This is a genomic window from Pantoea deleyi (assembly GCF_022647325.1).
Taxonomy (GTDB): Bacteria; Pseudomonadota; Gammaproteobacteria; order Enterobacterales; family Enterobacteriaceae; genus Pantoea; species Pantoea deleyi.
This window is the reverse complement of record NZ_CP071405.1, coordinates 48769-62940: the sequence shown is the minus strand read 5'-3', so window position 1 is coordinate 62940 and position 14172 is coordinate 48769. Positions and strand designations below refer to the sequence as shown.

Here is a 14172-nt window from a genome sequence, read left to right as displayed (position 1 = left end):
TGCTATAGTAAATTACCGTTTCACTTACTCAGCAATCTGGAGCTTCCTGTGACGCTTGCTCAACCCCACCGCGATTTGCCAGCCCCGACGCGGACGTTATTGCTCTCCGGCCAGAACATTGAACAAAAACGTGCCGAATTGCTGGCCTATTTTCTTCAGACCTGGGAACAGTATGAAAGCCTGTTCACCTGTCTGGCCGATTCAAAGGCCTGGTTCAACAAAGCCATTCCGCTGCGCCATCCGTTGATCTTCTACTTTGGTCATACCGCGACCTTCTACATTAATAAGCTGATGGCCGGACGCCTGATCGACGCCCGTCTGGACGATCGCATCGAAGCGATGATGGCGATCGGGGTGGATGAGATGAGCTGGGACGATCTCAACGACAGCCACTATGACTGGCCGACCATTGACGCGGTGCGCGAATACCGCGGGCGCGTGAAGGCGCTGGTCAGCGACCTGATCCAGACCATGCCTGTCACGCTGCCGATCACCTGGGAGAGCCCGGCCTGGGTGATCCTGATGGGCATCGAGCATGAACGTATTCATCTGGAAACCTCCAGCGTCCTGATACGCCAGTTACCGCTTGAGTGGGTCCGGCCGCAGGCCGCCTGGCCGGTCTGTCCGATGGCGCGCCACCAGCGTCAGGCCGTGCCTGCCAACAGCCTGCTGCCGATGCCCGGCGGCACCGTTACCCTGGGAAAAACCGACGATACCTACGGCTGGGATAACGAATATGGCCGTCAGCAGATCACGCTGCAACCGTTTCAGGCGAGCAGGATGCTGGTCAGCAACGCGGAATATTTTGCGTTTGTCGAGGCCGGCGGCTATCAGGATCGCCGCTGGTGGGATGATGAAGGCTGGGGCTGGTGTCAGTTTGCCAGCGCGGCGATGCCGACCTTCTGGGTGGGCACGCCTGCGATGCCCGATCAGCTAAAACTGCGCCTGATGTGCGAAGAGGTCGCCATGCCGTGGGACTGGCCTGCGGAGGTCAATCAGCTGGAGGCAGCCGCGTTCTGCCGCTGGAAAGCGGCGCAGACCGGCATGGCCATCCAGCTTCCCTGCGAGGCGGAGTGGGCGCAGCTGCGTGAGCAGGTGGCCGGCGATCAGCCCGACTGGGCGCAGGCACCGGGCAACATCAACCTGGCGTACTGGGCTTCCTCATCCCCGGTCGATCTCTTTGCCCAGGGAAACTTCTTCGATATCGTCGGAAACGTCTGGCAGTGGACCACCACGCCGACCAACGGCTTCGAAGGCTTTAAAGTCCATCCGCTTTACGACGACTTCTCAACCCCGACCTTTGATGGCAAACATTCGCTGATCAAAGGCGGCAGCTGGATCTCGACCGGCAACGAAGCGCTGAAATCGGCCCGCTATGCGTTCCGCCGCCACTTCTTCCAGCATGCCGGTTTCCGCTATGTGGTCTCCTCGCATCAGGAGACCATGGCGCTGAACCCCTATGAGTCGGATGCGATGGTGTCGCAGTATCTCGACTTCCAGTATGGCCCGCACTATTTCGGTGTCGATAACTACGCCGAAAGCCTGGTCAGGCTGGCGCTGGAGCACACCCACGCGCGCGGCGAGGCGCTGGATATCGGCTGTGCCACCGGACGCGCCAGCTTCGAACTGGCCCGCCATTTCGATCGGGTGACCGGCATGGACTACTCGGCTCGCTTTATCGATGTGGCGCTGCAGCTGGCCAGCGGTGAGGACTTCCGGTATCTGTTGCCGCAGGAGGGCGATCTGGTCGAGTATCGTCAGGTTCGCCTGAAAGATTTCGCCCCGGAGAGCGAACTGGCGCAGCGGATCCAGTTTGTGCAGGGCGACGCCTGTAACCTCAAGCCACAGCCCGATCGTTACGATCTGGTGCTCGCCTCTAACCTGATCGATCGTCTGCGACAGCCGGCGCGTTTCCTGCGCGACGTGACGCCGATGCTGCGTCAGGGCGGCATTCTGCTGCTTTCATCGCCCTATACCTGGCTGGAGGCGTTCACGCCGAAGGAGAACTGGCTGGGCGGCGTGCGCGAAAACGGCGAAGCGCTGACCACACTGCAGGCACTGCAGCGTCTGCTGGCGGCCGACTTCGAGCCTGTCGGCGAACCGCAGGATGTGCCCTTTGTCATTCGCGAAACGGCCCGCAAGTTCCAGCACACCCTGGCGCAGGTCACGCTCTGGCGTAAACGTTAAGTGAACCGGCAGCGGCGCCCGCCGCTGCCGGGAGTTGCCTGAACCGCCATTTTGCTGCACATTCACCCCTGTTGACTCAAGCAGACCTATAACGAGGATGGCCATGGCCGAACACCTGCAGCTCGATAATCTGGATCGCGGCATTCTGAATGCCCTGCTGGAGAATGCGCGCACCGCTTACGCCGAGCTGGCAAAACAGTTTAACGTCAGCCCCGGCACCATTCATGTGCGCGTGGAGAAGATGAAACAGGCGGGGATCATTCTGGGCACCCGCGTAGATATCGACCCCCGCCAGCTGGGGTTCGATGTCTGCTGCTTTATCGGCATCATCCTGAAAAGCGCCCGCGACTATCCGGCGGCACTGAGCAAGCTGAACGCGCTGGATGAGGTAGTTGAAGCCTGGTACACCACCGGCCACTACAGCATCTTTATAAAAGTGATGTGCCGCTCGATCGATGCCCTGCAACAGGTATTGATCAACAAGATCCAGACCATCGATGAAATCCAGTCCACGGAAACCCTGATCTCGCTGCAAAACCCGATCATGCGCACCATCAAGCCCTGATCCCTCTCGCCTGTGCATAATCTTATCCCTGACGAATGTGGCGGCTGACAACGGCTGCGTTCGCCTTTCCCGATCGATTAACCCTGTTGTCCACAGGTGGATCACCGCTTGATCACAGCGTACAATGCTCGCCTTAATGTCCGGGAGAGCAAGATGGCCGATATTACCTTAATCAGTGGCAGTACCCTGGGTAGCGCAGAGTACGTGGCTGAACATCTGGAAGAAAAATTACAGGACGCGGGCTTCTCAACGCAGATGCTGCACGGCCCGGCGCTGGATGAGCTGCCGACCGAGGGGATCTGGCTGGTGGTCAGCTCCACCCACGGCGCGGGTGATATTCCTGACAATCTGCTGCCGCTCTTTGAGACCATCCGTGACACGCAGCCCGACCTCTCTCAGGTGCGGTTCGGTGCTGTCGGACTCGGCAACCATGAATACGATCTCTTTTGTGGCGCGATCCGCCAGATTGAAGCGCTGCTGATTGCGCAGGGCGCGCACCGGATCGGCGATCGTCTGGAAATTGACGTGCTGGAGCATGAGATCCCTGAAGATCCGGCTGAGGCCTGGCTGGAAAGCTGGAAAAGCGCGATCTGAAGGCGGTCGGGGATCGCGAAATCGTCACGATCCCCAGTGGAAGATGCTGAATTTATCCTTTTTCACTCTTTTGTTTTGTGGATAACTACCCCTCAATCGTGCGTATAACCGGTAGTTATCCAAAGAACAACCCGAGAACGTTTTTTGAGCTGTGGATAAGCGGGCTTTTTGATCCCAGCTTATACGGATCAGGATCACCGATCATTCACAGCTAACGATCCTCTTTATCCTGTTGTTTCTGCTCCGGTTCTGACAGATATCCACAGGGGGACGGGATCCTAATAAGAGATCTAACAGAAAGATCATATACAGATCTAAGATCCTTTCTTTTAAAACCTGACGATCCCGCGACTTTCACCCCAGCCGGAATTTGAGTAGAATCCACGCCCCAGGACGACGATCCTGCACGTTAATTAACCGAGGTACCACTTCATGTTTTATCAGGATCCTTTTGACGTCATCGTAATTGGTGGTGGTCATGCGGGCACCGAAGCCGCAATGGCGGCCGCCCGAATGGGTCAGCAAACCCTGTTACTCACCCATAACATTGATACGCTTGGACAAATGTCCTGTAACCCGGCGATCGGTGGCATTGGCAAAGGACATCTGGTGAAGGAAGTGGATGCCTTAGGGGGTCTGATGGCCCGTGCGATCGACCAGGCGGGTATCCAGTTCAGGATACTAAACGCGAGCAAAGGGCCGGCCGTCCGGGCGACCCGTGCACAGGCGGATCGCGTGCTTTATCGCCAGGCTGTGCGCACTGCACTGGAGAATCAGCCCAACCTGATGATCTTCCAGCAGGCGGTCGACGATCTTATCGTGGAAAACGATCGCGTCGTGGGCGCGGTCACCCAGATGGGCCTGAAATTCCGCGCAAAAACCGTGGTTCTGACCGTCGGCACCTTCCTTGACGGCAAAATTCATATCGGTCTGGACAACTACAGTGGCGGTCGCGCTGGCGATCCGCCGTCCATTCCGCTGGCAAAACGCCTGCGTGCGCTGCCGCTGCGGGTGAACCGCCTCAAAACCGGCACGCCACCACGCATCGATGCGCGTTCCATCGATTTTTCGGTGCTGACGCCGCAGCACGGTGACAACCCGATGCCGGTCTTCTCGTTCATGGGCAGTGCTGCCGAACACCCGCAGCAGGTGCCGTGCTGGATCACCCATACCAACGAGAAAACCCATGAGGTGATCCGCAGCAACCTGGATCGCAGTCCGATGTATGCCGGGATCATCGAAGGGATCGGCCCGCGCTATTGCCCGTCGATCGAAGATAAGGTGATGCGCTTTGCCGATCGCAACTCGCATCAGATCTTCCTGGAGCCGGAAGGGCTGACCAGCAACGAGATCTACCCGAACGGTATCTCTACCAGCCTGCCGTTTGACGTACAGATTCAGATCGTCCGCTCAATGCAGGGCATGGAGAACGCGAAGATCGTGCGTCCCGGCTATGCCATCGAGTATGACTTCTTCGATCCGCGCGATCTGAAACCGACGCTTGAGAGCAAATTTATTCACGGCCTGTTCTTCGCCGGCCAGATTAACGGCACCACCGGTTATGAAGAGGCGGCTGCGCAGGGTATGCTGGCCGGTCTCAATGCGGCCCGCCAGTCTGCGGATAAAGAGGGCTGGGCACCGCGCCGTGACCAGGCTTATCTGGGCGTGCTGGTTGATGACCTCTGCACACTCGGCACCAAAGAGCCGTACCGCATGTTTACCTCGCGTGCTGAATATCGTCTGATGCTGCGCGAGGACAATGCCGATCTGCGTCTGACCGAAACCGGTCGCGAGCTGGGCCTGGTGGATGATGCGCGCTGGGCGCGTTTCAATCAGAAGCTGGAAGCGATCGAACAGGAGCGTCAGCGCCTGCGCGATATCTGGGTGCATCCGAAGTCCGGACATGTGACGGAAGTGAACACGGTGCTCAGCGCGCCGCTGACCAAAGAGGCCAGCGGTGAAGATTTGCTGCGCCGTCCGGAGATGACCTATCTGAAGCTGATGTCGCTGGAGAGCTATGGGCCGGCGCTGGCGGACGAGCAGGCTGCAGAGCAGGTTGAGATTCAGGTCAAATATGAAGGCTATATCGCGCGTCAGCAGGAAGAGATCGATCGCCAGCTGCGAAACGAGAATACGCTGCTGCCGGTGGAACTCGACTACCGGCAGGTCAGCGGCCTCTCTAACGAGGTGATCGCCAAGCTGAACGATCACAAGCCGACGTCGATTGGTCAGGCGACCCGTATTTCGGGCATTACCCCGGCGGCCATCTCAATTCTGCTGATCTACTTGAAAAAACAGGGTCTGCTGCGCAAAAGCGCCTGATCTGAAACGGGGCGAGGCGACTCGCCCCCGCTGAATGGACTTATGCTGTGATCAACACACTCACATCGCTGCTGAAAGCAGCCGGTATTTCCCTCTCCGATCAACAAAAACAGCAGCTGGTTGCCTATGTCGGCCTGCTGGATAAGTGGAACAAAGCCTACAACCTGACCTCGGTGCGCGATCCGCAGCAGATGCTGGTCCGTCATATCCTCGACAGCATCGTGGTGGCGCCGCATCTCAGCGGGTCACGCTTTATCGATGTCGGCACCGGTCCGGGTCTGCCGGGCATTCCGCTGGCTATCGTGATGCCGGATGCTCACTTCACGCTGCTCGACAGCCTGGGCAAACGGGTTCGCTTTCTGCGCCAGGTCCAGCATGAGTTAGGGCTTACTAACATTACTCCGGTCCAGAGCCGGGTTGAAGCGTTCCCCGCTGAGCCGCCTTTTGATGGCGTCATCAGCCGGGCGTTTGCCTCGCTGACCGACATGGTGAACTGGTGTCATCATCTGCCGGGTGGGGAAGGGCGCTTTTACGCGCTTAAAGGCGTGCGTCCGGACGATGAAATGGCTGAGTTACCGGCCGGCTACGTCGCGGATGCGGTTATTAAGCTGCAGGTTCCGCAGCTGGAAGGCGACCGTCATCTGGTGATCCTTCGTCGGCAGTAGAGACCTGCGGACCAGGAATTGCACACTTTTCAGCCACCTCCGCGAGGGTGGGGTGGCAAAAAAGTGCAGATGATGCGCTATCAATAAAAGATTTTGATTAAGCGGTCGCGCGGTAAAGGTTAAAAAGGCCCACGGAAATTATCCGAAAAGCTCTGTTACATTTAACGATTAATTCACATTTAGTTATCAGAAATATCACCTGTATAGCGGTGTAGCGGAATAAAAGTAGTCACGGCTGAAAATATATCGTGGTAATAACTTTGCGTACGTAATATCAATTTCACGTTTATCAGGCAGCGTTCGATGTCAATAGCGTGTTTTCGGTGAAAATAGTTCCGTAAAGCCTTTTTTAAAATCCTAACGTGATGATTATGAAGGGTTAAACCTTTTTACAGATTGTTCTTAAATAGCGCGCAGATAAATCTCAGGCGGGTGCAGGTGCTTATTATGTGATCTAAAGCACGCTTTAAAAGCCCGATACGCGAGAATTTTTGGTCTGTTCAGAGGGAATCTCCGCAGGGTAATCTTTGGAAAAATAGCCCTCCGGAAAGAAATTTAAATAATTGTTCACCTTTTCGCTACTTACCGATTGAAATCGCAGGTGCGGCCCGTATAATTTGCACGGCTTTTGCTGCTTGACTCAACTGCGCAAAGGCAGTCTTATACGACACGCGACATACCCCTAACGGGGCAGGAGAGTATCAGCGTCATGTCAGTGTCTCTTTACAGTGTAAAATTCGCCCGAACGGTGCTGATGATTCAGCTGGTGACGATAGTCATCATCGGCGCACTCTTTGCTGTGAAAGATGTCATCTGGGGTGTCTCTGCTCTGGCTGGCGGCGCGGCAGCCTGGCTGCCAAACGTATTGTTTTTGTTTTTAGCCTGGCGCCTGCAGGGGCAAGCCCCCGCTTCGGGGCGAGTCGCGTGGAGCTTCGCTTTGGGTGAAATAGCCAAAGTGTTTGCGACCATCATTTTGCTCATTGTGGCGTTGGGTCTATTCGGAGCGGCTTTCTGGCCGGTCGGGATAACCTGGTTATCGGTGCTGGTGGTACAAATGCTGGCACCGGCGGTAATTAACAACAAAGGGTAAGAGGCATCATGGCTGCAGGAGAAATCTCTACTCCGCAAGAGTACATTGGTCACCACCTGACACATCTTCAGTTGGACCTGCGTACCTTCGAGTTAGTGAATCCGCACGACGCTCCCGCGACGTTCTGGGTATTAAATATCGATTCCATGTTTTTCTCTCTGGTGCTGGGAGTTATCTTCCTGGTGTTGTTCCGTAGCGTGGCGAAGTCTGTCACCAGCGGTGTGCCAGGGAAAATGCAGGCGGCTATCGAACTGGTTGTCGGTTTCGTTGATAGCAACGTGCGCGACATGTATCACGGTAAGAGCAAACTTATCGCCCCGCTGGCTCTGACAATTTTTGTCTGGGTCTTCCTGATGAACTTCATGGATCTGCTGCCAATCGACCTGCTGCCATATATTGGTGAGCATGTGTTGGGGTTACCGGCGCTGCGCGTCGTACCGTCTGCAGACGTGAACATCACGCTGTCTATGGCGTTGGGCGTATTTATTTTGATTCTGTTCTACAGCATCAAAATGAAAGGCATTGGCGGCTTCACGAAAGAGCTGACGCTGCAGCCTTTTAACCACCCGATCTTCATCCCGATCAACCTGATTCTGGAAGGTGTGAGCCTGCTGTCTAAGCCTGTGTCACTGGGTTTACGACTGTTCGGTAACATGTATGCGGGTGAACTGATCTTTATCCTTATTGCCGGTCTGTTGCCGTGGTGGTCGCAGTGGGTGCTGAATGTGCCGTGGGCCATTTTCCACATCCTGATCATTTCGCTACAGGCTTTCATTTTCATGGTCCTCACGATTGTCTATCTGTCGATGGCATCTGAAGAACATTGATTTTTTTCTCAACACTACTTTCCCTCTTGATTTCGGGCGGCAGCGCACGTCGCTGAAGCCCGAAAGATGAAGGGAGCATTTAACTGAAACAAACTGGAGACTGTCATGGAAAACCTGAATATGGATCTGCTGTACATGGCTGCCGCTGTGATGATGGGCCTGGCGGCAATCGGTGCTGCGATCGGTATCGGCATCCTCGGAGGAAAATTCCTGGAAGGCGCTGCTCGTCAGCCTGACCTGATTCCTCTGCTGCGTACGCAGTTCTTTGTTGTAATGGGTCTGGTGGATGCAATCCCGATGATCGCTGTTGGTCTGGGTCTGTACGTGATGTTTGCTGTCGCCTAAAGCCCTTGTGTTCACTCAACGCACAATGTGCAGGGGTGAACGGATTCTGCCGCTTATCGTTGATAACGGCAGAAAAGTTAAATACTCAATCTAGAGGCATTGTGCTGTGAACATTAATGCAACAATCCTCGGCCAGGCTATCGCGTTCATCCTGTTTGTCGCGTTCTGCATGAAGTACGTATGGCCGCCGATTATGGCTGCCATCGAAAAGCGCCAGAAAGAAATTGCTGAAGGCCTTGCTTCTGCTGAACGTGCAAAGAAAGATTTGGATCTCGCGCAGGCTAATGCGACCGACCAGCTGAAAAAAGCCAAAGAAGACGCTCAGGTCATTATCGAGCAAGCGAACAAGCGTCGCGCGCAGATTCTGGACGAAGCCAAAACCGAAGCTGAAAACGAACGTAATCGCATCGTGACACAAGCGCAGGCTGAAATTGACGCCGAACGCAAACGTGCGCGTGAAGAGCTGCGTAAGCAGGTTGCGTTGCTGGCTATGGCTGGTGCCGAGAAGATCATCGAACGTTCCGTGGATGAAGCTGCTAACAGCGACATCGTTGATAAACTGGTCGCTGAACTGTAAGGAGGGAGGGGCTGATGTCTGATCTGATTACTGTAGCTCGCCCCTACGCCAAAGCAGCTTTTGACTTTGCTGTTGAGCATCAAAGTATAGAACGCTGGCAACAGATGCTGGCGTTTGCCGCAGAAGTGGCTCGCAATGAACAGATGGCTGATCTTCTTTCAGGTGCATTAGCACCCGAAGCGTTGGCAGCGTCGTTTAACGCAGTCTGTGGTGATCAACTGGATGAACCCGCGCAGAACCTGATTAAGGTGATGGCGGAAAACGGACGTTTGACAGCGCTTCCGGCTGTACTGGCTCTTTACATCGAACTGCGTGATGCTCACGAAGCTACCGCTGAAGTCGATGTTATCTCCGCCAGTACGCTGAGTGACGACCAGCTGAATAAAATCAGCGCCGCGATGGAAAAACGTCTGTCACGCAAAGTTAAGCTGAATTGCAAAATTGATAAGTCTGTGATGGCAGGCGTGATCATCCGTGCGGGTGATCTGGTTATTGATGGCAGCGTACGCGGCCGTCTTGACCGTCTGGCTGACGTCTTGCAGTCTTAAGGGGACTGGAGCATATGCAACTGAATTCCACCGAAATCAGCGAACTGATCAAGCAGCGCATTGCTCAGTTCAATGTCGTGAGTGAAGCTCACAACGAAGGTACGATTGTTTCTGTAAGTGACGGTATCATCCGCGTACACGGCCTGGCCGATGTGATGCAGGGTGAGATGATTGCCCTGCCGGGTAACCGTTACGCTATCGCCCTGAACCTCGAGCGTGACTCGGTTGGTGCAGTGGTGATGGGTCCTTACGCTGACCTCGCCGAAGGCATGAAGGTTAAGTGTACTGGCCGTATCCTTGAAGTACCGGTAGGCCGTGGCCTGCTGGGCCGCGTCGTGAACACCCTGGGTGCTCCTATCGACGGTAAAGGCGCAATCGACAACGACGGTTTCTCACCGGTTGAAGTGATTGCTCCTGGCGTTATCGATCGTCAGTCCGTCGACCAGCCGGTTCAGACCGGTTATAAGTCCGTCGATGCGATGATTCCAATCGGCCGTGGCCAGCGTGAGCTGATCATCGGTGACCGTCAGACCGGTAAAACCGCGATGGCGATCGATGCGATCATCAACCAGCGCGATTCAGGCATCAAGTGTGTCTACGTTGCGATTGGTCAGAAAGCCTCAACCATCTCCAACGTGGTTCGCAAGCTGGAAGAGCATGGCGCACTGCAGAACACCATCGTTGTTGTGGCGTCTGCGTCTGAATCTGCTGCGCTGCAGTATCTCTCTCCATACGCAGGCTGTGCGATGGGTGAATACTTCCGTGACCGCGGTGAAGATGCGCTGATCGTTTATGATGACCTCTCCAAGCAGGCTATCGCTTACCGTCAGATCTCGCTGCTGCTGCGTCGTCCACCAGGTCGTGAAGCTTTCCCTGGCGACGTGTTCTATCTCCACTCCCGTCTGCTGGAACGTGCATCACGCGTAAGCGCTGATTATGTAGAGCGTTTCACCAATGGCGCTGTGACAGGTAAAACCGGTTCACTGACCGCGCTGCCGATCATCGAAACCCAGGCGGGCGACGTTTCTGCGTTCGTTCCGACCAACGTAATCTCGATTACTGATGGTCAGATCTTCCTGGAATCGAACCTGTTTAACTCCGGTATTCGTCCGGCGGTTAACCCAGGTATTTCGGTATCCCGTGTTGGTGGTGCTGCGCAGACCAAGATCATCAAAAAACTGTCCGGTGGTATCCGTACCGCGCTGGCACAGTATCGTGAACTGGCGGCGTTCTCGCAGTTCGCTTCCGATCTGGATGATGCAACCCGCAAACAGCTGAGCCACGGTCAGAAAGTGACCGAGCTGCTGAAGCAGAAACAGTATGCGCCGATGTCCGTCGCGCAGCAGGGTCTGGTTCTGTTCGCTGCAGAGCGTGGCTACCTGAACGACGTTGAACTGGCAAAAATTGGCAGCTTCGAAGCTGCGCTGCTGGCCTTCGCCGATCGCGACCACGCTGAGCTGATGGCTGAAATCAACCAGTCTGGCAACTTTAACAACGATATCGAAGCGAAGCTGAAAGGCCTGATCGATACGTTTAAAGCAACCCAGTCCTGGTAATGTCTGGCGGCTTGTCTGAAAAGGCAGGCCGCAAGGCTTTGAGGAGAAGCTAATGGCCGGCGCAAAAGAGATACGAAGCAAGATCGGAAGCGTGAAAAACACGCAGAAGATCACCAAAGCGATGGAAATGGTCGCCGCCTCCAAAATGCGTAAAACGCAGGAACGCATGGCGGCCAGCCGTCCGTATGCAGACACCATGCGCAAAGTGATTGGTCACCTTGCGTTAGGTAATCTGGAATACAAGCACCCTTACCTGGAAGAGCGCGACGTGAAGCGCGTCGGCTACCTGGTCGTTTCAACAGACCGCGGGCTTTGTGGTGGTTTGAACATTAACCTGTTCAAAAAATTACTGGCGGATATGAAGTCCTGGTCCGATAAAGGCGTGCAGAGCGATCTGTCGATTATCGGTTCTAAAGGGGCGTCATTCTTCAGTGCTGTGGGTGGCAACATCGTGGCGCAGGTCAGCGGCATGGGCGATAAACCTGCCCTGTCAGATCTGATCGGCCCGGTAAAAGTGATGTTGCAGGCTTATGATGAAGGCCGCATCGACAAGCTGATGATCGTCAGTAACAAGTTCAATAACACCATGTCTCAGACTCCGACCATCACCCAACTGCTGCCGTTAGCGCCAGCGGAAGGTGAAGAAGAGATGAAGGCGAAGACCTGGGATTACCTGTACGAACCCGATCCGAAAGCGCTGCTGGATACCCTGCTGCGTCGTTATGTCGAATCGCAGGTTTATCAGGGTGTGGTGGAAAATCTGGCCAGTGAGCAGGCCGCACGTATGGTGGCAATGAAAGCTGCAACCGACAACGGCGGAAATCTGATCAAAGAGCTGCAGTTGATTTACAACAAAGCTCGTCAGGCCAGCATCACCCAGGAACTTACCGAGATCGTCTCGGGGGCCTCCGCGGTTTAACCAGGTTTGGAATTAGGTAGAGGATTCAAGATGGCAACTGGAAAGATTGTCCAGATTATCGGCGCCGTTGTTGACGTCGAATTCCCTCAGGACGCGGTACCGCAAGTGTACAGCGCCCTCGAGGTGATGAATGGTGATGCGCGTCTGGTGCTGGAAGTTCAGCAGCAGCTGGGCGGCGGCGTAGTGCGTACCATTGCAATGGGTACGTCTGACGGCCTGAAGCGTGGTCTGAGCGTCAACGACCTGCAGAAACCTATTCAGGTTCCCGTCGGTAAAGCGACCCTGGGCCGTATCATGAACGTTCTCGGCGAGCCAATCGATATGAAAGGCGACCTGAAAGAAGAAGATGGCAGCGCAGTAGAGATCGCCTCTATTCACCGCGCAGCGCCTTCTTATGAAGAACAGTCTAACTCGCAGGAACTGCTGGAAACCGGCATCAAGGTTATCGACCTGATGTGTCCGTTTGCCAAAGGCGGTAAAGTGGGTCTGTTCGGTGGTGCGGGTGTGGGTAAAACCGTCAACATGATGGAACTGATCCGTAACATCGCGGCTGAACACTCAGGTTACTCTGTGTTTGCCGGTGTGGGTGAGCGTACTCGTGAGGGTAACGACTTCTACCACGAAATGACCGACTCAAACGTTATCGATAAAGTTGCCCTGGTCTATGGCCAGATGAACGAGCCGCCGGGTAACCGTCTGCGCGTGGCACTGACCGGTCTGACCATGGCGGAAAAATTCCGTGATGAAGGCCGCGACGTTCTGCTGTTCATCGATAACATCTACCGTTACACCCTGGCCGGTACAGAAGTCTCTGCACTGCTGGGTCGTATGCCATCTGCAGTAGGTTATCAGCCAACGCTGGCCGAAGAGATGGGTGTGTTGCAGGAGCGTATTACCTCCACCAAGACCGGTTCAATCACCTCCGTACAGGCCGTTTACGTCCCTGCGGATGACCTGACTGACCCGTCACCAGCAACCACCTTTGCGCACTTAGACTCAACGGTAACGCTGAGCCGTCAGATCGCCTCTCTGGGTATCTACCCGGCCGTTGACCCGCTGGATTCCACCAGCCGTCAGCTGGATCCACTGGTTGTGGGTCAGGAGCACTATGATGTTGCGCGTGGCGTTCAGTCACTGCTGCAGCGTTATCAGGAGCTGAAAGACATCATCGCCATCCTCGGTATGGATGAGCTGTCTGAAGAAGATAAACTGCTGGTGGCACGTGCGCGTAAGATTCAGCGCTTCCTGTCTCAGCCGTTCTTCGTTGCGGAAGTATTCACCGGTTCACCGGGCAAATACGTTACGCTGAAAGACACTATCCGTGGCTTTAAAGGCATCATGGAAGGTGAGTTTGACCACCTGCCAGAGCAGGCCTTCTACATGGTTGGTGCCATCGAAGAAGCCGTGGAAAAAGCGAAGAAACTGTAATAACGGTTTCCCGGGAGGAAGATTATGGCTATGACTTATCACCTGGATGTGGTCAGCGCAGAAGAACAGCTGTTCTCTGGTCTGGTACAGAAAATTCAGGTGTCAGGTAGCGAAGGCGAACTGGGGATTTTCCCTGGCCATGCGCCGCTGCTGACTGCCATTAAGCCTGGAATGATCCGTATCGTGAAACAGCACGGCGAAGAGGAGTATATTTACCTCTCTGGCGGCGTGCTGGAAGTGCAACCGGGCAGCAGCACCGTCCTGGCCGATACCGCGATTCGCGGTACCGATCTGGATGAAGCGCGTGCTCTGGAAGCAAAACGCAAAGCAGAAGAGCACATGAACAGCAGCCACGGCGACGTGGACTATGCTCAGGCCTCTGCCGAGCTGGCGAAAGCCATTGCTAAACTGCGCGTGATCGAACTGACCAAAAAAGCGATGTAATCCAGCTTTATGCGTCACGAAATGCCAGCCCTCGGGCTGGCATTTTTTTTGTCTGACGGGCACGATCGGCCTGTTCGCCTAATTTCGGCCTGAGAAAAATGTAGT

Annotated in this window: 14 protein-coding genes; all 14 read left to right on the top strand. The window is 55.2% G+C overall.

The window, feature by feature from the left end; genetic code table 11:
- Nucleotides 1-48 precede the first annotated feature (48 nt).
- Nucleotides 49-2187 (top strand): 5-histidylcysteine sulfoxide synthase, encoded by a 2139-nt coding sequence (ovoA, locus tag J1C59_RS00295; protein WP_128084220.1) that lies wholly within the window; start codon nucleotides 49-51, stop codon nucleotides 2185-2187.
- Nucleotides 2188-2290: 103 nt separating this feature from the next.
- Nucleotides 2291-2752 carry a transcriptional regulator AsnC gene (gene asnC / locus J1C59_RS00290; protein ID WP_111140944.1) on the top strand — a complete coding sequence of 154 codons (462 nt, stop codon included), beginning with the start codon at nucleotides 2291-2293 and terminating at the stop codon, nucleotides 2750-2752.
- A 153-nt stretch (nucleotides 2753-2905) separates the two neighbouring features.
- Nucleotides 2906-3346, top strand: coding sequence for an FMN-binding protein MioC (gene mioC / locus J1C59_RS00285; protein ID WP_140917336.1), 441 nt, complete (start codon nucleotides 2906-2908; stop codon nucleotides 3344-3346).
- A 432-nt stretch (nucleotides 3347-3778) separates the two neighbouring features.
- Nucleotides 3779-5668: a tRNA uridine-5-carboxymethylaminomethyl(34) synthesis enzyme MnmG gene (mnmG, locus tag J1C59_RS00280; RefSeq protein WP_140917337.1), complete on the top strand. Its 1890-nt coding sequence runs from the start codon at nucleotides 3779-3781 to the stop codon at nucleotides 5666-5668.
- A gap of 47 nt (nucleotides 5669-5715) precedes the next feature.
- Nucleotides 5716-6333, top strand: coding sequence for a 16S rRNA (guanine(527)-N(7))-methyltransferase RsmG (gene rsmG / locus J1C59_RS00275; RefSeq protein ID WP_128084221.1), 618 nt, complete (start codon nucleotides 5716-5718; stop codon nucleotides 6331-6333).
- A 709-nt stretch (nucleotides 6334-7042) separates the two neighbouring features.
- Nucleotides 7043-7423, top strand: coding sequence for a F0F1 ATP synthase subunit I (atpI, locus tag J1C59_RS00270; RefSeq protein WP_128084222.1), 381 nt, complete (start codon nucleotides 7043-7045; stop codon nucleotides 7421-7423).
- A gap of 8 nt (nucleotides 7424-7431) precedes the next feature.
- On the top strand, nucleotides 7432-8250 hold the full coding sequence (gene atpB, locus J1C59_RS00265) for a F0F1 ATP synthase subunit A (RefSeq protein ID WP_128084223.1): 819 nt from the start codon (nucleotides 7432-7434) through the stop codon (nucleotides 8248-8250).
- A gap of 105 nt (nucleotides 8251-8355) precedes the next feature.
- Nucleotides 8356-8595, top strand: coding sequence for a F0F1 ATP synthase subunit C (gene atpE, locus J1C59_RS00260; protein ID WP_003849523.1), 240 nt, complete (start codon nucleotides 8356-8358; stop codon nucleotides 8593-8595).
- Between the two features lie 106 nt (nucleotides 8596-8701).
- Nucleotides 8702-9172: a F0F1 ATP synthase subunit B gene (gene atpF, locus J1C59_RS00255; RefSeq protein WP_111140950.1), complete on the top strand. Its 471-nt coding sequence runs from the start codon at nucleotides 8702-8704 to the stop codon at nucleotides 9170-9172.
- A 14-nt stretch (nucleotides 9173-9186) separates the two neighbouring features.
- Nucleotides 9187-9720, top strand: a complete 534-nt coding sequence (gene atpH / locus J1C59_RS00250; RefSeq protein ID WP_111140951.1) for a F0F1 ATP synthase subunit delta — start codon at nucleotides 9187-9189, stop codon at nucleotides 9718-9720.
- 14 nt (nucleotides 9721-9734) lie between these two features.
- Nucleotides 9735-11276 (top strand): F0F1 ATP synthase subunit alpha, encoded by a 1542-nt coding sequence (atpA, locus tag J1C59_RS00245; protein ID WP_003849532.1) that lies wholly within the window; start codon nucleotides 9735-9737, stop codon nucleotides 11274-11276.
- Nucleotides 11277-11328: 52 nt separating this feature from the next.
- Nucleotides 11329-12195 (top strand): F0F1 ATP synthase subunit gamma, encoded by an 867-nt coding sequence (atpG, locus tag J1C59_RS00240; RefSeq protein ID WP_128084224.1) that lies wholly within the window; start codon nucleotides 11329-11331, stop codon nucleotides 12193-12195.
- A 30-nt stretch (nucleotides 12196-12225) separates the two neighbouring features.
- Nucleotides 12226-13623 (top strand): F0F1 ATP synthase subunit beta, encoded by a 1398-nt coding sequence (gene atpD / locus J1C59_RS00235; RefSeq protein WP_111141395.1) that lies wholly within the window; start codon nucleotides 12226-12228, stop codon nucleotides 13621-13623.
- Between the two features lie 24 nt (nucleotides 13624-13647).
- Nucleotides 13648-14067 (top strand): F0F1 ATP synthase subunit epsilon, encoded by a 420-nt coding sequence (locus J1C59_RS00230; RefSeq protein ID WP_008926374.1) that lies wholly within the window; start codon nucleotides 13648-13650, stop codon nucleotides 14065-14067.
- The last annotated feature ends 105 nt before the right edge of the window (nucleotides 14068-14172 follow it).